Origin of the sequence: Novosphingobium sp. (genome assembly GCF_039595395.1) — a bacterium.
GTDB lineage: Bacteria > Pseudomonadota > Alphaproteobacteria > Sphingomonadales > Sphingomonadaceae > Novosphingobium.
The window spans coordinates 1,309,758-1,329,540 of the sequence record NZ_JBCNLP010000006.1 but is presented as its reverse complement, the minus strand read 5'-3'; the positions used below and the strand labels follow the sequence as shown (position 1 = coordinate 1,329,540).

The 19,783-nt window shown below is 67.7% G+C and carries 13 protein-coding genes and 1 pseudogene; 12 read left to right on the top strand and 2 right to left on the bottom strand.

The features are described from left to right. The first annotated feature begins 41 nt into the window (after positions 1-41). Positions 42-371 (top strand): FAD-dependent monooxygenase, encoded by a 330-nt coding sequence (locus tag ABDW49_RS25550; protein WP_343616407.1) that lies wholly within the window; start codon positions 42-44, stop codon positions 369-371. Between the two features lie 50 nt (positions 372-421). Then, positions 422-1,168, top strand: coding sequence for an FAD-dependent monooxygenase (locus ABDW49_RS25545; protein WP_343616405.1), 747 nt, complete (start codon positions 422-424; stop codon positions 1,166-1,168). Between the two features lie 6 nt (positions 1,169-1,174). Here ABDW49_RS25545 and ABDW49_RS25540 read toward each other — a convergent pair whose 3' ends face one another. Further along, complete coding sequence (locus tag ABDW49_RS25540; protein WP_343616404.1) at positions 1,175-1,735, bottom strand: carboxymuconolactone decarboxylase family protein; 561 nt, start codon at positions 1,733-1,735, stop codon at positions 1,175-1,177. 415 nt (positions 1,736-2,150) lie between these two features. Between ABDW49_RS25540 and ABDW49_RS25535 the strand changes: the two genes are divergently transcribed. The 6 genes and pseudogenes from ABDW49_RS25535 to ABDW49_RS25510 all read left to right on the top strand — a co-directional run bounded on the left by ABDW49_RS25535 (position 2,151) and on the right by ABDW49_RS25510 (position 11,142). Continuing rightward, positions 2,151-2,903 carry a response regulator gene (locus ABDW49_RS25535; RefSeq protein ID WP_343616402.1) on the top strand — a complete coding sequence of 251 codons (753 nt, stop codon included), beginning with the start codon at positions 2,151-2,153 and terminating at the stop codon, positions 2,901-2,903. Beyond that, positions 2,900-3,838: a cytochrome c peroxidase gene (locus ABDW49_RS25530; RefSeq protein WP_343616400.1), complete on the top strand. Its 939-nt coding sequence runs from the start codon at positions 2,900-2,902 to the stop codon at positions 3,836-3,838. The genes ABDW49_RS25535 and ABDW49_RS25530 overlap by 4 nt, the downstream gene beginning before the upstream one ends. Continuing rightward, positions 3,835-6,234, top strand: coding sequence for a DAHL domain-containing protein (locus ABDW49_RS25525; RefSeq protein WP_343616399.1), 2,400 nt, complete (start codon positions 3,835-3,837; stop codon positions 6,232-6,234). Before ABDW49_RS25530 ends, ABDW49_RS25525 begins: the two co-directional genes overlap by 4 nt. A gap of 208 nt (positions 6,235-6,442) precedes the next feature. After that, positions 6,443-9,478 carry a TonB-dependent receptor gene (locus tag ABDW49_RS25520; protein ID WP_343616397.1) on the top strand — a complete coding sequence of 1,012 codons (3,036 nt, stop codon included), beginning with the start codon at positions 6,443-6,445 and terminating at the stop codon, positions 9,476-9,478. A gap of 230 nt (positions 9,479-9,708) precedes the next feature. Further along, positions 9,709-10,137: pseudogene (locus ABDW49_RS25515) on the top strand (RNA polymerase sigma factor); the annotation flags it as partial. 303 nt (positions 10,138-10,440) lie between these two features. After that, the gene (locus ABDW49_RS25510; protein ID WP_343616395.1) at positions 10,441-11,142 is read left to right on the top strand and encodes a FecR domain-containing protein; all 702 of its coding nucleotides are present in this window, start codon (positions 10,441-10,443) and stop codon (positions 11,140-11,142) included. 10 nt (positions 11,143-11,152) lie between these two features. On the opposite strand, the gene ABDW49_RS25505 is transcribed toward ABDW49_RS25510, so the two are convergent. After that, the gene (locus ABDW49_RS25505) at positions 11,153-12,694 is read right to left on the bottom strand and encodes a winged helix-turn-helix domain-containing protein (RefSeq protein ID WP_343616394.1); all 1,542 of its coding nucleotides are present in this window, start codon (positions 12,692-12,694) and stop codon (positions 11,153-11,155) included. Between the two features lie 306 nt (positions 12,695-13,000). Between ABDW49_RS25505 and tssK the strand changes: the two genes are divergently transcribed. The 4 genes from tssK to ABDW49_RS25485 are packed head-to-tail and all read left to right on the top strand — an operon-like array spanning position 13,001 to position 19,780. Then, positions 13,001-14,344 carry a type VI secretion system baseplate subunit TssK gene (gene tssK, locus ABDW49_RS25500; protein WP_343616392.1) on the top strand — a complete coding sequence of 448 codons (1,344 nt, stop codon included), beginning with the start codon at positions 13,001-13,003 and terminating at the stop codon, positions 14,342-14,344. Further along, positions 14,341-15,639, top strand: coding sequence for a type IVB secretion system protein IcmH/DotU (gene icmH, locus ABDW49_RS25495; RefSeq protein WP_343616390.1), 1,299 nt, complete (start codon positions 14,341-14,343; stop codon positions 15,637-15,639). The genes tssK and icmH overlap by 4 nt, the downstream gene beginning before the upstream one ends. Before the next feature lie 5 nt (positions 15,640-15,644). Further along, on the top strand, positions 15,645-19,031 hold the full coding sequence (gene tssM, locus ABDW49_RS25490) for a type VI secretion system membrane subunit TssM (protein WP_343616389.1): 3,387 nt from the start codon (positions 15,645-15,647) through the stop codon (positions 19,029-19,031). Positions 19,032-19,042: 11 nt separating this feature from the next. Beyond that, on the top strand, positions 19,043-19,780 hold the full coding sequence (locus ABDW49_RS25485; protein ID WP_343616387.1) for a PP2C family serine/threonine-protein phosphatase: 738 nt from the start codon (positions 19,043-19,045) through the stop codon (positions 19,778-19,780). Positions 19,781-19,783 lie beyond the last annotated feature (3 nt).

Here is a 19,783-nt window from a genome sequence, read left to right as displayed (position 1 = left end):
GCATTAGGCGGCAAATTATCGAGTAAATTGAGGACTCCAGCGTGCCACTTCCATCGCAAGACCCCGTTGTTATCGCCGGTGGCGGCATTGCGGGCCTTGCGCTTGCCAGAATGCTTCAGGCGGGCGGCGTGCCCTACGTGCTGGTGGAGCGTCGATTGACCCCGCAGGACGGCGGGCTGGCGATCAATCTGCCGGGCAATGCCATTCAGGCGCTGGCCGACCTTGGCCTGCGCGACAGGATCGAGGCAGAGGGGCATCCCATCGGCCGCCGCGAATACCGCACCGCTGGCGACAAGCTGCTCTTCGCGATGGACGAGGATGCTTTCTGGGGGCAGGGCTGCGCCCCCGAAGCATTCGCCGCGCCGCGCTGACGGCGATGCTGAATGAAGGGCTGGATGCTGACCGGCAGCGGCCCGGAACCGTGCGTTCGCTTGCCCTGCATGCGGCCCGCCCCAAGGTTCTGCTGGCGGACGGTTCGGCCCTCACCGCCAGCCTGATCGTGGGCGCGGACGGGGTGCGCTCGACCATTCGGCAGGAGCTTTTCGGCACTGTCGCCGGTCGTGGGCACGCCATGCTGGCCGATGCGAGCTGGCGCTTCATGGCGCCCAATCCGGGCCTCGATTGCTGGACGGTCTGGGCCGGCGCGGATGGCATGGTCTTGCTGATGCCGGTCGACGAGCATGAGGTCTATGGCTGGGCCGCGATCACCAGACCGCGTGCCAAGAACCTCTCCAGAGCCTCGCTGATCGAGCTGGCCAAACAATTCCCCGACCGCGTTCGCGAGGCGGTGGCTCAGGGCATGGCGCGGCCCGGCGGGCTGTATCACTCGCCTCTGGAAGAGGTGCGGCTGGATCGCTGGCATGACAAGCGCGTCGTCCTGATCGGGGATGCGGCGCATGCCACCGCCCCGGTCTGGGCGGAAGGGGCCGCGCTTGGCATGGAGGACGCGATCGTGCTGGGCCGCCTGCTGGCCGAAGGGGCCGATATGCCTTCGGCGCTGGCGGCGTTCGAGGCGCAGCGGCGGTCTCGGGTCGGGCATGTGCAGGCGCAGACCGATGCCATGTCACGCGCGGCGAAATTGCCGTCGGGGCTGCGTAACCTCCTGCTGCCTTTCGTCGGGCCGAAGAAGTATCGCCAGACCTATGGGCCGCTGATGCAGCCGGTGTGAGACCCTTCAGGCGCGGGGCTGATCGGCCCCGACCGCTTTGGAAAAGCGCAGCAGATCCTCGGCACTGACGGGGTCGATGTCGATCTCGAAGCTTCTGGTGATTGCCGCGACCGTTGCGGCAAAGCCCTGAACGCCAACAATTTCCACCAGCTCCGCCTCGCTGAAGAAGCGTTTGGCGGCATTGAGCGTCGTCGCATCGGCGGCCCCGGTGTTGATCAGCACCGCGACGAGATGGATCAGGGCCTTGTCGCGGTCCGAGAAGGCCGGATTGGCAAAGTCACCGGTGCGCAGCGCCTCACGCTGCTCTGCCGGAATGCCGAGGATATCTGCGATGCCCTCATGCTGGGCCACGACATAATCGGCCCGGCGCATATGGCCGACCTGCAGGATGACCAGCTCCCGGTCCCGCGCGGGCAGCGACAGAACGCTCATCTGTGCCCCCGCGAGCCGAACGAAGGCTTCGGCCCATTGCGGCGAGTGGAACAGCACGCGCAGCAGGTTCGCCACCTGAGGGGAACCCAGACGTTCCTGATAGACCGCATCCTCGACATAGCTGATCCGCGCCATGATGTGTCGATCCTGTTCAAGAATTTCAGTATGATAGGGTGATGCGCCCTGAGGTGCGGATGGACGATGCATGGGGCCGGGCCGGGCTTCAAGAAGAACTGTTACCGTTGAAACCGAAGAGTGTCGCGATGTTGCCAATGTTCAGCAAACATCTGGTCGATCAGCACATTATCGGGTGGAATTTCAACTGTAGGCAAATTGATGTCGCGGCGGAACGCGCAGGGCGATTAACATCGCGGTGGTCCATGGCCTGAACGCAGCGGCGAGGTCCGGGCCATCCCCCGCCTCGCCAGCCCTGGCATCCGGGCCCGGCAGCTAACAGGAAATGTCACGAGCCTTCTACGGGCTAACAACGGCCTCTCCGCGACGCTTCTATACACGGGCGATGTCAGGCGGTCGCTTGGAGGAGCATAAGGTGACTTTTATCGAAACGGCGGATTACATGAGCCAGGTCAAAGCGGCCCGCGTGCTGATTGTCGATGATGATCCGGCCATCCAGCGGGTGCTGGTCAATTATCTGACCGAACATGGGCTGCGTGCCTCCTGCGTCTCGGGGCGGCGCGCCCTGTTTCATGCCCTGACCGTCCGCGAGCCGGATCTGGTCGTGCTCGATCTGCATCTGGGCGAGGATGACGGGCTGGACATTCTGCGCGAATTGCGTGCGCGCAGCGTGGTCCCGGTCATTCTGATCACGGGTAATCGCCGGGAAGAGGTTGACCGGGTCGTCGGCCTCGAACTGGGCGCCGACGACTATCTCACCAAGCCTTTCGGGCTGCGCGAGCTGCTCGCGCGGGTGCGCGCCACCTTGCGGCGGCGGACGATGGACCGTATGAGCCCGGCAAAGCATCGCGAAGCCAATTTCCGCTTTGCCGGATGGCTGTTCGACCAGCGCCAGCGCGAACTCATCTCGCCGCAGGGCAGTCAGGTGCCCCTGACCAAGGGAGAGTTCGCCCTGCTCAGCGCCTTTGTGCAGGCGCCCGGACGCACGCTGACGCGTGAGCATCTTCTGCAGTCGACGCGGGTGCATGAGGATGTGTTCGACCGCAGCATCGACGTCCAGATCCTGCGCTTGCGCCGCAAGCTTGAGGACGATCCGCGCCAGCCCCATTTCATCCGCACCGAGCGCGGCATCGGCTACAAATTCGACGTCGAGGTCGAGGTGGGATGACGCGCACCGCGCTGCTTCTGGCCATATCGGCCCTGCTGTGCGGCGCGGGGATCGTGCGGTCCCAGACCATCACCGAGCCGTCGGCGCGCATGGCGCTGGCGCCGCTGCCGCTGCCCGAGCCGGGCGATGAGCGCAAGATCGCGCTGGGCCAGGCCCTTTTTGCTGACCGCCGCCTGTCCGGATCGCTGCGGCTCAGTTGCCAGTCGTGCCACGATCTCGGCTCGAACGGGGCCAGCGCGCGCAGGCTGGATGCCGGAGACAGCGGGCGCCTGATGCCGTTCAACACGCCAACAGTCTTCAACAGCGGCTTCAACTTCAGGCTCGGCTGGCAAGGCCGCGCGACATCGCTGCGCGAGCTGACCCTGGGGACGCTCCGTAACGGGCATCTCATGAGCGGCCATGGGCTGGCCGGGAGCCGTCTGGCGGCCGATCCGCAGATGGCGGCACGCTTTCGTTCCATCTATCACGCCGCGCCGGGCGAGGCCAATGTCGCCGATGCGCTCTCCGCCTTTGTGGCGACGCTGGCCACGCCGAATTCAGCCTTCGATCGCTGGATGGGCGGCGATCGATCGGCCATGACGGCGCAGCAGGTGCGGGGTTACCGCCGCTTCACGGCGCTGGGCTGCGCGAGCTGCCATCAGGGGCGCAATGTTGGCGGAAACCTCTCGCAACGTCGCGGTATTTTCCATCCGCTTGGTGAGCGCGATCCGCAGATCCTGCGCGTGCCCAGCCTGCGCAATGTGGCCGTCACCGCGCCTTATTTCCACGACGGCAGCGTGCAGCAGCTTCCCGAAGCGATCCGGCAGATGGCGCGCGCTCAGCTCGATCTCACCATTGCGGATGGGGATGTGACCGATATTGCCGCATTTCTGGGGGCGCTCACCGGCAGTTGGCAAGGCCACCGGCTCCATGCTCCGAACGGGCACGCGCGATGAGATGGCTGCTGGTGCTTCGCGCCTCCAGCGTGCTGCTGTTTGTGGCGGCGCTGCTGCTTGTGGTCCTGACGATCCACACCATCACTGCCAGCCGCCGCTGGATGAGCGAGGCGAGCAACGCCCTGATGGGCTTCTCGCTGGCGGAACGGACGCTTCAGGTCGATCTGCTCGATGCGCGGGCCGGGCTGCTGCGCAATTACGATCCGGTCAATGCGGACATCATCGCCGCGCGGGAGAATCTGCGGGCGCTTGGCGCGCTGCCCAAGCAGGCGTCGGCGGTTCGGGAACTCGGCCGTCTGCAGGCCATGGTGGACCAGCGCGAAACCCTGGTCGAGCGATTCAAAAGCGACAATGCCCTGCTGCAGAATTCGCTCAGCATGTTCCGGGGCAATCCGGGCATGGAGCATGGCCTGCATGAAGCGCTTGCGTCGCGCATCCTCTCGCTCACACTGGATACCACGCCCCAGACCGTGGCCGAGGCCCGCCGCGCGCTGGCGAGGACGCCGGTGCCCGCCGCCGGATCGATCGATGCGCAGCGCTTGTCGCATGCCCGGTTGCTGGTCGCGGTCCTGCCGGAGATCGACGACATGCTGCGCAGCATGCGCGCCCTGCCGGTCGAGGAGCAGACCGCGCGCCTGCAGGCCGTCCTTCGCGAGGATTCGGCGCGGCGCAGCGCGATCATCCGGCACGATCAGGCGGCTTTGGCCATCACGGTCCTGCTGCTGGTGGGGACGGTCATCGCCTTGGTCATCCTTCAGCGGTGGCGGACGAGGGAGCTGGAGGCGCAGGCCGCCAGTGAAAGGCTCAGCGCCGCGATCGCCCTGCCGCTGATCGAGACAGGCAGCGCCAGCTTTGCCGCCCGCGTTCAGGCGGCGGTCGAGCGTCTTGCCCCGCACATCGGCGCGAAGCGGCTGCAGTTGAGCATCCCCGGCCTGACGAATTTCCCGCAAATCTCCTGGCCGGAGGACATGGACAGCGCATGGCTGACCCGATGTGTCGAGGCTGCCGATGCGGACGAGCTGTGGGTGGGGGACCGCCTTGTCGTCTCGCGGCGTCCATCGCGCGACCGGGGCCTGCTCGAAGACGCGATGGGCGAGATGGGCGTGGACAATTTCGTGCTGCTGCGCTCGGCCGAGCCGTTCCGCGTGGTCATCGGTTTCGAGCCGGAGAACGGGCTGGCCGCGCAGCGGCGCGATCATGCCGCCAGCATCGGCTCGGCGATCGTGGTGATCGCGCATGGCGCGCGCCGCGAAGCCATGCAGATCGAGCGCGAGCGGGTCGAACGCTCGTTGGCGCGCGCCCGGCGGCTGGAGGCGATGGGCACGATGGCCAGCGGTGTTGCGCATAATTTCAACAACATCATCGGCGCCATCGCGGGTTTCGCCGAAATGGGGCAGGAGCGAACCCGCGCGGGCTCCGTCGCGCGCAACAGCTTCGACGAGATACAGGCGGCGGTGCTCCGGGCCCGCGATCTGGTCGAGGATATTCTGGGTTTTGCCCGGCAGCGGCGCTCGACCAAACAGCTTGTCGATCTGGGCGATGTGCTGGGCGATGCGCTAAGGCTGCTCGCGGCGGCATCGCGCGATCGGCAGGTTTACCGCCTGCGGGCCGGACCGGCGCGGCTGCCGGTGCGCGGCGTGGCGCGTGATCTTGAACAGGCGATCATCAACATCTGCAACAACGGCCTCTTCGCCAGCGGCGGCAAGGTGCTGGCGATCGGGACCGCGCGCATCCACCTTGCCGGGGAGCGCCAGCTCAGCCATGCAAGGCTTGAAGCGGGCGATTATGCGGTGATCTCCATCCGCGACGCGGGGCCGGGCGTGCCGGAGGCCGCTCTGTCCAGATTGTTCGAACCCTTCTACACGACAAAGGCGGTCGGCACCGGCCTTGGCCTGTCCACCGCCTGGGAGATCGTGCAGGACCATGGCGGCAGCATCGATGTCCGCAACCGGGCCCATGGCGGGGCCTGCTTCTCGATCTGGATTCCCGAAACCCGTCCGGCGCCGCAGCCGGCCATGGGTGACGGGGCGCTGATCCTGCTGCTGGCGGAAGACGCGGCCCTCGCCGCCGAAGAGGAGCTGCTGGCCGAACTTGGCTATGAACCGCTGGGCTTTGCCCTCTCGACGCCGCACGCGGTGTTGCGCGAGGCGGCGCTGGCCTGCGATGCCATTGTGATCTCGAGCCCGCAAACCCGCGTCGTGGAGGCCTTGCTGCATGATCTGGCGGATGCGCTGCAGGGCCGCAGGCTGCTGGTGGCCGCGCCTGACCCTTTCTGCGTCCCTCCGGCGATCCGGCTCGACTTTCCTCTGCGCCCGGACCAGCTTTCCAGAGCCTTGTTCGGGAGAGGCACCGGCGTCGATATGCGCGATCTCGCGCTTGCCGACGCCCTGCGCTGATGGCCCGCCCCCCATAATTGACCTATTCGCAAGTTCCGGAACAGGTGATAGGGGCGCAATCAGCATAAGACGGTTCGGATCATAGCCCCTGGCAGACTTTCGGAGACTTGTTGCATCCATCGCGACGCCTCCAGCCCGCAAGCGGCGGTCAGGCGCGCATGGCCGCGCGAGGGATCGCCTGCGCGACCTTGGTCTGACCGCGATCCTGATGGCTTGCCCCGTTGCCGCCATCGCGGGGCCTGCCGTGAAGTCGGTCCATCTTCCTGCGCAGTCCCTGACGGCCAGCGTGCAGGCGATTGCACAGATGTTCGGCATCGAATTGCTCTTTTCCGAAGACAGCCTGCGCGGCCGGACCGCCCCCGCCATATCAGGGCGCTATCCGGCGCAGGCCGCGCTGGATCTCGTTCTTTCCGGCTCGAACCTGATGGCGCGCCGGACCGAGGACGGCAGCTATGTCATCGCCGCGATACCACGCGCGGATGGCCCGCCGGTTGCGGCGACGCCCGAAATTCTGGTCCGGGGCCGCCGCAATGACAATGCCGACATCCAGCGCACCATCAATGACGTGCGCCCCTATCGGGTGATCGACCGGGAGGACATCGCGACCTCCCACAGCGAGACCGTCGAGGAGCTTGCCGCGCAGCGCCTGACGGCCAATGCGCAGGGGGCAACGCTGGCCCAGCAGGCCAGCTCCGCGATGGGCCAGACGGCATCGAGCATCAATCTGCGCGGGCTGGGCACCGATCAGACGCTTATTCTGGTCGATGGCCGCCGGTTGCCGCAACTGCCTGCCGGGACCAGCGGCTTCCTCCAGCCCGACGTCAACGCCTTGCCGCCCGAGGCGCTCGACCGGGTGGAAACGATCACCGCCACCTCGGGCGGGATCTATGGGCCCGGTTCGACAGCCGGTGTCGTGAACCTTGTGCTGCGGCGGGATTATCGCGGGATCGACCTGTCCGTCACCCATGGCGTCACGGCGCGCGGCGACGCGCCCTATTCGCGTGCGGATCTGCGCGTCGGCTTCACGCCGGACCATGGCGATACCGAAGTGATGCTGGATGTGGCCGCCTCCGATTTCGGCGGTCTGCTGGCCGGGCAGCGCGATTTCCAGCAAAGGGCCAATGCCCGCAGCTTTGCCAATGACCCCAGCCTTTTCATCGTGGCCGGCCCCCCATCGTCGCGGTCGCTGACGGTGGTGTCGGCCAATGGCACGCCGCTGGTCCTCAAGCCGGGCTATGGCGGGACGGCGCTTGGTTCGGTCATAACCTATGCGCCGCCTGCCGATGGCCGATCCGCGTCGGCTCTGGCGCAGACGCTGGTGGCCAATGCCGGGCGGTTCGATGCCACGCCGGGCGCAGGCGCCGCCGGGGCGGATGCCAGCCTGCTGTCGGCGCGCAAGACCAGCTCGATTATTGCCAGCATCCATCACCGGACGGGCGGGATCGAACTGTTCGCGGACTATCTGCGGCTGGTCAATCGGGGCGAGGCGCAAGGGACGGGCGACGTGGCGCAAATCCCGCTTGGCGCGCAAAATCCCGGCAATCCCTTTGCCCAGAATGTGATCGTCTATGCGCCGAACCCGAATCAGGCCTATCATTATGCCTTCCGGACCGAGATCGTGCGCGCCACGGGCGGTGTGATCGCCAGCCTGCCCGGACATTGGCGCGGAGAAGCCGAGTTCAGCCTGGGCGGGTCGGATCGCAACATGGTATCGAGCGGGCAGAATTTCACGCTGGCCGGCTTTGGCGTTTATGAAACGCAGATCCTGAACGGCGATGGCCCCCGCAATCCTCTGGCGGACTATTCCACCTATCTGGCATCCTTCAACGGGCTGTTCGGGCCGGACCAGGCCCATTTCCAGCAGAGCAGCCGTTTCCGTGACCTGTCGCTGCGCCTTGCCGGGCCGGTTGCCCGGCTGCCGGGCGGCGATGTGGGCCTGACCTTGCTGGGAGAACGCCGCGTGGAGCGCGTTTCGGGCGGCACGGCCAGCGATCTGGCAGCGCTTTTCGCTCAACCCATCGAGCAGACGCTGGGCGGCTATGGCCAGACGGTCAATTCGCTTTATGCGGAGGTGCGCGCGCCGCTGACCGCGCGGGATTCCGGTATCCGGCCCCTGCGCGGTCTGGAGGTGCAACTGGCCGTGCGGTATGATGATGCGATCATGTGGGCATCGGCCAATGATCCCACCCAGCCGGACGCAGGCCGGTCGATAAGGAATGGCGGCGCGGTCTATACGGCGGGTGTGAAGTTTACGCCGCTGACCGGCATTGTGCTCCGCTCGAGCATTTCGACCGGACAACAGCCGCTGGCACTGTCCGAATTGTCGCGCCGCATCTTCCCCAACGCCGGCGTTTCCTTTCTGCCCGATCCCAAGCGCGGCAATCTGCGCTCGACGAATTTCTTTGACGAGGTGCTGGGCGGGGCCCCCAATCCGGTGCCCTCCTGGGCGCGCAGCATTTCGGTGGGTGCGGTGGTGCAACCGCCTTCCGTGCCGGGGCTGCGCGTCTCGGTCGATTACACCAACATCGTGCGGACCCATGAAAATGTCTCCGGCATCATGGACGAGACCGAGTATTTCATCGCCCATGAAGATCTTTATCCGGGCCGTGTGACGCGCGCGCCGCTCACCGCCGCCGATATCGCCAAAGGCTATACGGGCGGGGTGATCGAGCAGGTCGATATCTCCAGCCTGCAGGAGGGCCGGACGGTGATCGATGCGATCGACGGGCAGGCCAGCTATCGCCTGTCGCTCAAGCGGCAGGGTGTCCTGACGCTTGACGGCAGCCTGACCTGGCAGCCGCGTTTCCGGCGCTATGTCGGCTTTGACGTGCCCAGCCGCAATTTCAGCGGCGCGGCTGACGGCGCTGTTTCCCTGCGCGCCAATGCCGGCGTCCGCTGGACCCGTGACCGCCTGACCCTGACGGCGCAGGGGGAGTATATCGGCTCTTACCGGATCACCAGCGCGGTCGAATTGCTGCGCATGAACGAGTTGCTGAACGATGTGCCGGCGCAGGGCGGGGTGACTGTGCCGGGGCAGGCGACGCTCGATCTGGGACTGGCCTATCGCTTCGCGCTGGCGGGCATGAGCTTTGATGGCCATCGGCGCAGCCTCAACCTGCGCTTTGGCGTGCAGGACGTGTTCGACAGCCGCCCCGTCACCGTGGTCAATGCTCCGGGAGGGTACAATTCCTATGTCGATCCGCGTCGCCGTCGCTTCGAATTGACGCTGGAGACAGGATTTTAATCCCGCAATTATGGGTTTTGCCCAGGCCTGCGTCTTGCTGGCGATGGCTCTTGTCTCGCCCTTTCCGACCGGATCGCTGCTGCCCTGCAACATGGGGCTGGCCTTCGCGCGCGAATCCCCGCAAAGGAGACGCGTGGAGGGCCGCAACGATACATCTGCCGAAGAGCGGGAACGCGGCATCGCGCTGGAAGCGATGCGGGCGCCGCTGACCGGCTTTTTTTCGGCGGCGCGTCGCGCAGCAGGACGATGTTCTCGACCTGGTTCAGGAGGTGTTCCTGCGGGTCACGAACCGGGGCGTGGCGGATGAGATCGGCAATCTGCAGGGCTATGTCTTCCGCGTGGCGGACAGTGTGCTGGCCGACCGGCGACGGCGCCTGACGACGCGCCATGCCGGAGATCATGTCGAACTCGACCCCGAGCGGGATGGCGAGCCCGAGCTTGGCCCGGATCGCATCGTGGAGGGGCAGGATGCGCTCAAGACCGTGCTTGCGGCGCTCAACGCCATGCCGGAAAGGATGCGCACCATCTTCGTTTTGCGACGGCTGGAAGGGATGCGCTATCGCGACATCGCCGCGCGGCTGAAGATCTCGGTCAGCGCGGTCGAGAAGGATATGGCGCGCGCCATCGCCCAGCTTGCCGAGATGGGGGATCTGCCATGAAGGTCACCCGAAACCAGCTTGCGGGGCTTTCCCCCGCCGAGGCTGCCGCTCTGTGGCAGGTTCAGCGCGATCAGGGCGCCCCGGTCGAGGCCGGGCTGTTCGAGGAATGGCTGGCGCAGAGCCCCGCCAACCGCGAGGCATGGGCCAGGGTCGACAAGGCCTGGGGACTGTTCGACGCCGCCGATGATCCGATGTTTGCCGCCCTGCGCGCCAACGCCCTGTCATTCGAGCCCGAGGCGCCGGAGCGCGCCCGTTTCGGCGTGAAGTGGCTGGGGGCCCGCGGCGGCGGCCATGGCGCTGGTGGTGACCGGCAGCCTGGCCGTCCTGCACGGACCGTGGCATCAGGATCAGGGGACCGCGCAGCCCGAGCCTTCGGTGGCGTGGCAGACCTATGCCGCGCCGGTCGGCTCCACCTCGATCGTCACCCTGCCGGATGGCACGAGGATGAGCCTGCAAGGCAATACGCAGGTGCGGATCGCGCTGGCCGCCGATCGTCGACAGGCGGTGGTCGATCGCGGGCGGGTGATGTTCTCGGTGGCGCATGATGCTGCCCGGCCCTTTGCGGTGCAGGCGCTGGATCGGCGCATCGTGGATATTGGCACAAGGTTCGAGGTCGGTCTGGCGGATCAGACGCTGCATGTGAAGCTGTTCGAGGGCAGCGTTCGGGTCGATGGCGTGGGGGTCGCGCTTGTCCTGAAACCCGGAGAGCAGCTTGCCGCCCGGACGGGCCAACCGGCTCTGGTGGAGGCCATGGCCTCTGCTGCGCCCGTCGCTCAGGAACTGGTCACCTTCGACAATGTGACGCTGGCCAGGGCGGCCGAGACCATCAATGATGGCAGCCGCATCAAGCTGGTGATCGCCGATCCGCAGGTGGCGCAGCTTCGCCTGTCCGGACGTTTCAGGCAGGGCGATGCCGATCGTTTCGCCCGGACGGCGGCGGATCTGCTGTCCCTCAGGGTGGTGCGGATCGCGCCGGGCCGGATCGAGCTGCGCCGGGCGCGCTGAAGCTAGTTGTTCAGTCGGGTGCGGCGTGCCGCGCCATGGGGCGATGCGCGCCGCCGATCGCGAAGACGCGCGCCGTTTGGCGGTAAGCGGCGCGATCATGGTGAGGGGCCGGATGCGGGCTGGCTGACCGGCTCAGGTCGAGCCGGTGCCGGGCATAGGTCCGGGTCATTTCCAGCAGCCGGAAGGCCAGATCGCCGCGCCCCTTGTCGAGCACGATCAGCCCCTTGAGGATAAGGGCATCCAGCGCGGCGGGGATCACGGCAGGATCGAGATCGGCGCCCGAGGCGGCCTCATGCACGCTGTCCAGCGTGAAGCTGTCCTCCAGCACGGAGAGCCGTTCGAAGGTCAGCCGCTCCTCGCGCGAGAGCAGGGCATAGCTCCAGTCCAGCGCGCTGAGCAGGGTTTGATGGCGGGGTGGTGCCGTCCGGCGACCGGCCCAGAACAGGCTGATATGCTCGCCCAGCAGGCGATGCGTCGCGGTCACGCCATAGGTTGCCACACGCACCGCCGCCAGCTCGATGGGCAGGGGCAGACCGCCAAGCCTGCGGCACATGTCGGCGATCAGATGCAGATCCTGAGAGGTGAGGGAAAGGCCCATGTTCCCGGCGGTCGCGCGCTGAAGGAACAGCGCCATGGCGGCATGGGAGAGCAGTTCGGGCGTTGCGGCGCTCTCGGGCGGGCAGGCCAGCGGGGTCAGCCACAGCACCCGCTCGCCGCGCGCGCGCAGCGGCTCGCGCGAGGTGACGAGGATCGTGGTGTCCGGTGCCTCGTCGCGCAGCCGCTCCACCAGCCGGGCGACCGCGTCGATGATATGCTCGCAATTGTCGAGGATCAGCACGGTGTCGCTGGCGTTCAGACCGGCGGCCAGCGCGGGTATGGCATCATCGGGCAGGGCATAATCGGCTGGGGCGGGCATGCCCAGAGCGGAGGCCAGCGCCGCATGCAGCGGCGTTGCCTCGGTGATGGCGGCCAGATCGACCCAGCAGGGCTGCGCGCCTTTCTCCGACAGGCTGTGGGCCGCCTCGATGGCCAGAGCGGTCTTGCCGACCCCGGCGGCGCCGGTGATGGTGAACAGGGTGGGGCGGTGAAGCTCCTGAACGACCAGTTCGATCTCGCGATCGCGCCCGATCAGATCGAGAGGCGCGGGCAGGGGGGCGTGAGGCCGGGATGCGGTCTCGGGCGGCAGGTCGAGCGGTGGATGGGGGGCGTCGATGGGCCCGGCAGGTTCGAGCGACCCCACAAAGGCATAGCCGACACCGACCTGGGTCGAGATGTAGCGCGCGCCCGCGGTCCCGTCTCCCAGCAGACGGCGCAGCGCGGTCATGTGAAAGCGCAGGCTGCCGTCCTCGACCACGATGTCCGACCAGATGCGCTTGATCAGCTCGCGCTTCGACCAGACGACGCCGGGGCGCTCCGCCAGAGCGATCAGCAGGTCGAGCGCCCGCCCGCCAATGTCGACCCGCTGCCCCGACCGGCGCAGCAGGCGGGCCTGAGGGAAGAGTTCGAAGGGCCCGAAGGCGACCGGGGCATGATCCATGGCAGGCCCGATCATGAAAGGTTTCCCGTGCCCGAAAAGGGGCGCGCCATATCGCCGCGCGGGGGTTGGGCACCGCCGCCGGAAAGGAGAGTTTCGCTGTTTCTCGGTCCTCGCATATCGGCAGGACGCAGAGGCTGCAAAAACCCGTAAAATCTTTCTCGCGGCTTGCCGAAAATGCGGATCGAGCCGCCCCGCGCCCGTTGCAACTGTAGCCAAAGGGGCGCGCCGTGACATGGCTTCGAAACGCGCCGCCGCCCATCTCGGCCCTTCCCCAGGAGGTGATGGAAGCTGCGATGCCCGACTTTGCTCAAGAGACCGCCGATGCTGTCTGACGCCCGCGTGGCCTGGCGCGAGGGCATCTTCCTGCGCCAGCAGCATTTCCAGCAGCAGGACCGGCATCTCGATGCGCTGGTGCGCGCCAGAGCCGCATCGGCAGGCCCGCATCCCTGGGGCATCACGCGGCTGGTTATCAACCGGGATCTGGCGGCGCTGGGCAAGTTCGCGGTCGAGGAGCTGGCCGGTGTTTTGCCCGACGGCCTGTGCTTTTCGATCCCCGGCGACCTGCCGCCGCCGCCCCCGCTCGACGTGCCCGCCAGCACCCGCGATGCCACCATCTACCTGACCCTCCCGGCGCATCAGCCCGGCGCGGTCGCGTTCCGCACCGAGCGCGAGGCGGGGGCCGCAGCGACCCGTTTTCTGGTCGATGCCATCGAGGCGCCTGATGTCTTTGCCGAGGAACGCCCGCGCGAAATGATCGAGATCGCCCGGCCCAACCTCTCCTTCGGCCTGTCGCGCGATCAGACCTACGGGCGCATCCTGCTCGGTCTGGCGCGCGTGCGCGAAACTCATGCGGGCGCGCTGATTCTGGATGACCGCTACATTCCACCTTCGCTCGACAAGGTCGCCAGCCCGCGTCTGGCCGGCTTTCTGGCCGACATCATCGGCCGCGCCGAACAACGGATCGAGGAGCTGGCCCTGCGCGCGGTGGAGGCCACCGATGGCGGCGCGGAAACCATCTCGAACTTCCTGCTGCTGCAGATGCTCAACCGTTACCACGGGCAGCTTGCCCATCTGGCCGCCCTGCCAATGGTCCATCCCGAGCGTCTGTACGAGGCCTTCGTCGGCATGGCCGGCGAACTGGCGACCCTGACGAGCGAGGCACGGCGGCCTTCGCCCCTTCCGCTCTATGACCATGAGCGGCTCCAGCATTGTTTCGAGCCGCTGGTGGACGCCATTCAGGCCGCGCTCTCGGCGGTCTATGACCGGGCGGCGGTGATGCTGGCGCTGACCGAGGCGGCGCCCGGCGCCTATACGGCGCGGATCACCGATGCGGCCCTGTTCGAGACGGGCTATGTCTTCCTGGCCGTGAGTGCTCAGGTTCCGCTCGAAGAGCTGCGCGCCCGCTTCCCCTCGGTGGCCAAGATCGGGCCGGTGCAGAAGATGCGCCATATCGTCGATTCAGCGCTCACCGGCATCGCGCTGCGCCATAGTCCGACCCCGCCGCCGCAGATCCGCCCGATCCCCGGCTATGTCTATTTCGAGCTGGATCGCTCCGCCGAGCAATGGGGGGCGCTGGTCAAGGCTCCGGCCCTCGGGCTGCATGTGGCCGGGGATTGGCCGGGGCTGAAGCTGGAGCTGTGGTGCGTGAAGAAGGCCGGGCGGTGAGCGAAAAAACCGTCTTCCAGCCTGCGCCGACCCCTTTGCAGGCCGCGAAGGCTGCCCCCGCGCGCGGCAACATCGCGGGTGCGCCGACGCCTGACGAGGATCTGCCCGATCCGCCGGCCCGCGCGCGGCCTCACAATCCGATGGTGGAGGCAGCGGCGCCGCTGCTGGCGCTGGCCGCCTCGGTGCGCTCGGGCCGGATCGAGATTGATCTACGGGCGCTGCACCGCACCGCCGCTGCTGCCGCCGCGACCTTCGACAAGGCCCTGCACGAGGCGGGCTATGATGAGGAGGCCCGCCGCCGCGCCCGCTATGCGGTCTTCGCCACGGTCGATGACATCGCCCAGAATCTGCCGGGCAGGGCCGACGATGGCGCCGCATGGGCGCGCCGAAGCCTTGTCGTGCGCGGTTTCGGCGAGAACATCGGGGGCGACCGCTTCTGGCAGTTGCTCAGCGAGATGCTGGGCCGTCCCGCCGAGCACCTCGATCTGATCGAGCTGTATCACGCCTGTCTGGCCGCCGGTTTCGAGGGGCGGCACCGGCTGGGTGACAGCAAGGGCAGGCTGCGCGCCACGCTGCACAGCGCCTATGCGGCTCTGCCGCAGATCCGTGGGCTGTCGGAGGTGGAACTCGTTCCCGCCTGGCGCGGCACGCCGACGCCGCGTGGCCGCATCGGCTTCTGGACCCCGATGGCGCTGGTGGCGAGCATCCTGTTCGGCTTTCTGCTGTTGGTCGTGCTTGGCCTGAGGCTGATCCTGATCGAGACCGGCCAGCCGTCGATGACGGCTTTGCAGGGGCTTGAGCCCCAGGCCCCCCTGCGCCTGTCCCGCGCCGCCGCGCCGCCGCCTGTGCCGGTCAGCGGACAGCAACACCGTGTCGCGGGCTTTCTGGCGGATGAGGTCGCGCAGCATCGCGTCGTTGTCGAGGAAGACCCCAACAGCCTGCGCGTGCGCACCACCGTGGGCACGCTGTTCCGTTCGGGCTCGGACGCGCTCGCGCCGGGCAGCGGCGCCCTGTTCGAGCGGATCGCCGAGGCCGTCGAGCAGGAAAAGGGGCCGGTGCGGATCGAGGGCCATGCCGACAGCGATCCGGTGACCAGCCTGACCTTCCCGGACAATGTCGCGCTCTCCCGCGCGCGGGCCGAAAAGGTCGCGGCGCTGTTCCGCCTGCGGCTGAGTGATCCCTCCCGCGTGAGCGCGACCGGCTTCGGCGCCACCCAACCCATCGCGGACAATTCCACAGCCGACGGCAAGGCGCTCAACCGCCGTGTCGAGGTCGTCATCCCGCGCAGCGAGTGAGCCCCATGGACAAATTGATGCGCAACTGGTGGGCCCTCGCGCTGCCCGCCGCGACGATCCTGACCCTGCTCGGCGAGATCGGTCTTCCCACCCTGTTTCCGGCGCTGCGCGCACCTTGGTTCCGCCTGACCCTGATCGCACTGGTGGCGATGGGCTTCGGCGCGGCGTTGCTCTGGCGCCGCTGGCAGGGGCGCAGCGCCGCTGACGCGCTGGCGGGCACGCTGGCGGAAACCAGCCCTGCCGATGCCGAGGAAGCGGCGCTGGGGCAACGCATGCGCGATGCGCTGGCCCAGTTGAAAAGCCAGACGGGCGGCCAGCGCAACTATCTCTACCAGCGCCCCTGGTATGTGATCATCGGGCCGCCGGGTGCGGGCAAGACCACGGCGCTGGCCCATTCTGGGCTGCGGTTTCCCTGGTCCGATACGGCGGTCAAAGGGATCGGGGGCACGCGCAACCTCGATTTCTGGTTTGCCGATGAGGCGGTCTTTGTCGATACGGCGGGGCGCTATACGACGCAGGATTCCGATACGGCCGCCGATGCTGCGGGCTGGGCGCGGATGTTGCGCCTGCTGCGGCAGCACCGCCCGTTCGAGCCGATCAATGGCGTGATCGTCAGTCTGGGGATCGATACGCTGGTCGCATCCGATCGCGCCGGGCTGGACGAGCATATCACGGCCATCCGCCGCCGCCTGGCCGAGCTGGGGGAGCTGCTGCAGGTCTCGGTGCCGGTCTATCTGCTGCTCACCAAGGCGGATCTGCTTTCGGGCTTCACCGAATATTTTGACGATCTCTCTGCCGAGGGGCGCCGCGCGGTGCTGGGCGCGACGCTCGATCCGGCCGGTGCCAGCCAGACCGAGGCGGTGATGGCGGCCTATGACGGCGTGCTCGATGCGCTGTGGCAGCGCAGTCCCAAGCGGCTGCAGGATGAACCTGACCAGCGCAAGCGGGGGATGATTCTGGCCCTGCCGGCGCAATTCGTGTCCCTGCGCGCGCGTCTGGCCTATCTCGTCGAAGGCGCCTTTCGTGGCGAGCGTGAGACCACGCCCTTCCTCCGGGGCGTCTATGTCGCGAGTGGAACGCAGGATGGCACGCCGTTCGACCGCGTGCTGAAAACCATGGCCGCGACCTATGGCGCCGGGCATGCCGCGCCACGCGGTGGCAAGGGGCGGGCCTATTTCCTCAATCGGCTGCTGGGTGAGGTCATCATTCCCGAAGCGGGCATGGTGCGGCCCGCCAGCCTGATCCGCCGCCGTCGCCGGATGGGCTTTGTCGGGGGGCTGGCCGCGCTTGGTCTGGCGGCGGCGGCGATGCTGGGCCTGTGGGGCCATGCCTTTGCGCGCAACAAGGCGCTTCAGTCGGGCCTGCTCGCGGGCGCCGGGACGGTAAGCGAACAGATCCGCGATGCCGGTCTCGATCTCGCCGAGGTGCGTGACAGCGACCCCGATCTCGAACAGGCCCTTCCCGTGCTTGACCGCCTGCGCGATCTGCCGGGCGGCTATGGCGATCAGGCGCGGGGATCGGTGCCCTGGTCAATGCGGCTCGGCCTGTTCCAGAGCGGCCATGCCGAGACCGCGCGACAAGCCTATCTGGAGGGGCTGCAACGCATCCTGCTGCCCCGGCTGCTGCTGCGCGCCGAACAGGCGATGCGCGAGCAGCAGCAGGCACCCGCCGCGCTTTACGCGCCCCTCAAGGCCTATCTGATGCTGGGCGGTTACGGCCCGCTGGATCGCGGCGCGGTGCGGGCCTTTGTGACCGAGGACTGGCGCGCGAATGCGCTGCCCGGCGCGGATCGCGCCGATCTGCGTGCGCGCCTTGCCGCCCATCTCGATGCCTTGCTCGCCGACCCGGATCTGGGGCGGGTCTGGCCCGGACGCCGGGCGCCGCTCGACGGGGCGCTGATCGCCTCCAGCCGCAGCGCCTTGCAAAGCCTGTCTCTGGCTGACCGTGCCTATGCCGTGCTGCGCCAGCGCGCCGCCGCTCTGGGCCGCCCGGACTGGAGCGCGGCGCGCATCCTTGCCAGCGGTGATCGGCAGGCCTTCCGGAATGGCGATGCGGTGCTGTCCGCTTCGATCCCGTGGTTTTTCACCCGTGAAGGCTATGTCCTGTCCTATCGGCCCGGCCTGCGGGATGTTCAGGCCGAACTCGATCGGGACCTCTGGGTGCTGGGCCCCGATGCGGCAAAGCAGTCGATCCGCGACCAGATCCCGCAGATGCGCAGTGCCGTCGCTCAGGCCTATGCGCGCGATTACAGCGCGGCCTGGGATGCCATGATCGCGACGCCGCAGCCTGCGGATTATTTTCAGGACGCCGCCGCGCTTGGCGCCATCAGCCGGTCCCCTTCGCCGCTTAAGGTGCTGTTGCTTGAGGCCGTGCACAACACGCAGCTTGGCGGCGATGGCGCCGGCGGCGCACGCGATCAGATCGATGCGGGCCAAACCATCGATGAGCATTTCCGCCCCCTCGCGGCCTTCACCGGGAGCGGCGCGGCGGATGCTCCGATCGATGCCTTCCTCAAGGCGGTCCGTCAGGCGGCAGTCGCGAATGCTGCTTCCCATGTGCCCGGCGCATCGCTGAGCGGCGGGGGTGTGCAGGGGCAATTCGCCACGGCGCTGGGGGAGCTGTCGACCGCAGGCGTGGTCGCGCCGCCCCAGTTGAGCGCTTTTGTCACCGCCGCGACCCGCAGCGGGGCAGGCGCCGCGACCCGCACCGCGCAATCCTCGCTTGAGCAGGACTATCGCGGCTCGATCCTCCCGGCCTGCCTGCAGGCGAGCGAGGGCCGCTATCCCTTTGTCACGAATGCTTCGCTCGATGCGACGCCTGCGGATCTGCAGCGGATCTTCGGCGTGAACGGACAGGTCGATGCCTTTGCGCGCGATCGCCTCACGCCGCTGCTCGACACCGCGCGGCCGGTCTGGCGATGGCGTGATGGTGATCCGGTGGCCGCCGGTTTCGACGGGGCCAGCGCCACGCAGCTTCAGCGGGCGGCGATGATGCGTGACCTGCTGTCAGGTGGCTTGCCGCTCTCGGTCGGGCTGGACAGTCTGGGCAGCGATGTGACGGCGGTTGAACTCTCCGCTGGAGGAACGCATTATCGTTTCGAGACCGCCACTCCGACAGGCCAGCCCCTGTTGTGGAACCTTGCCGTGCTTCCGGCGGCAGAGTTGACGATCTTCTCGGGCCGACGCGCGCTCAAACATGTCGAGACGCGGGGCCCCTTCGCCCTGTTTCGCCTGATGGATCAGGCCGTGCTGGAAAATGCCGGGCAGACCCGCATCCGCGCCCGCTTTGGTGATGGCACCCAGTCTGCGGTCCTGCGGATCGAGCTGCCGGGGGCGGTCAATCCTTTCGGCCATTCGGGCCCCTTCGCCTTTCGCTGCCCGAGGCGCCTGTGACGATGGGGGCCATGTCACTGCGTTTTGAAGACGGCAGCCGGACGCATGCGGGCTGCGTGAGAACCGTCAATGAGGACGCCTGCCTCACCCGGTCCGAGGATGCCCTCTGGGCTGTGGCGGATGGCATGGGCGGGCATGCCAATGGCGGCTGGGCATCGGCGCAGATCGTCGCGGCGCTGGCGGCGGAACGCTGTCCCGAAGATATCGCGGGCGCTGTGACAGCGGCACGATCCGCTCTGGCGCGGGCCAATACGGCGATCCATCGCATGTCCCTTGCGCAAAGGCGGGTGATCGGCTCGACCGCCGCCATGCTTGTGCTGCGCGCGCGGCGCTTTGCCGTGCTGTGGTGTGGGGACAGCCGGGTCTATCGTCTGCGCGAGGGGGTGCTGGCGGCGCTGACCACCGACCATTCGCAGGTCGAGCAGATGGTCGCCTCCGGCCTTATCAGCCGCGATGAGGCCGAGGGGCATCCGATGGCGCATATGCTCTCGCGCGCCATCGGCGTGCGCGAGGAGGCGGAGCTTGATCTGCGGATGGGCGATGTGCTGCCCGGCGACATGTTCCTGCTGTGCTCCGATGGGCTGACGCGCATGATGCGGGAGGGCGAGATCGCTCAGGTGCTGATGCGCGACACGCCCCGCCGCAGCGCTCAGGTTCTGGTCGAGCTCGCGCTGGAGCGGGGGGCTTCGGACAATGTCACGGTGGTCGTCGTCGGTTGCGACGAGACCACCCATGTCGTGGAGCCTTGACCT

Excerpts from the sequence above, each read along its gene's own strand:
- ABDW49_RS25540 (WP_343616404.1), bottom strand. The coding sequence starts at position 1,735 with ATGGCGCGGATCAGCTATGTCGAGGATGCGGTCTATCAGGAACGTCTG.
- ABDW49_RS25530 (WP_343616400.1), top strand. The coding sequence starts at position 2,900 with ATGACGCGCACCGCGCTGCTTCTGGCCATATCGGCCCTGCTGTGCGGC.
- ABDW49_RS25525 (WP_343616399.1), top strand. The coding sequence starts at position 3,835 with ATGAGATGGCTGCTGGTGCTTCGCGCCTCCAGCGTGCTGCTGTTTGTG.
- ABDW49_RS25520 (WP_343616397.1), top strand. The coding sequence starts at position 6,443 with ATGGCTTGCCCCGTTGCCGCCATCGCGGGGCCTGCCGTGAAGTCGGTC.
- ABDW49_RS25505 (WP_343616394.1), bottom strand. The coding sequence starts at position 12,694 with ATGATCGGGCCTGCCATGGATCATGCCCCGGTCGCCTTCGGGCCCTTC.
- tssK (WP_343616392.1), top strand. The coding sequence starts at position 13,001 with ATGCTGTCTGACGCCCGCGTGGCCTGGCGCGAGGGCATCTTCCTGCGC.
- tssM (WP_343616389.1), top strand. The coding sequence starts at position 15,645 with ATGGACAAATTGATGCGCAACTGGTGGGCCCTCGCGCTGCCCGCCGCG.
- ABDW49_RS25485 (WP_343616387.1), top strand. The coding sequence starts at position 19,043 with ATGTCACTGCGTTTTGAAGACGGCAGCCGGACGCATGCGGGCTGCGTG.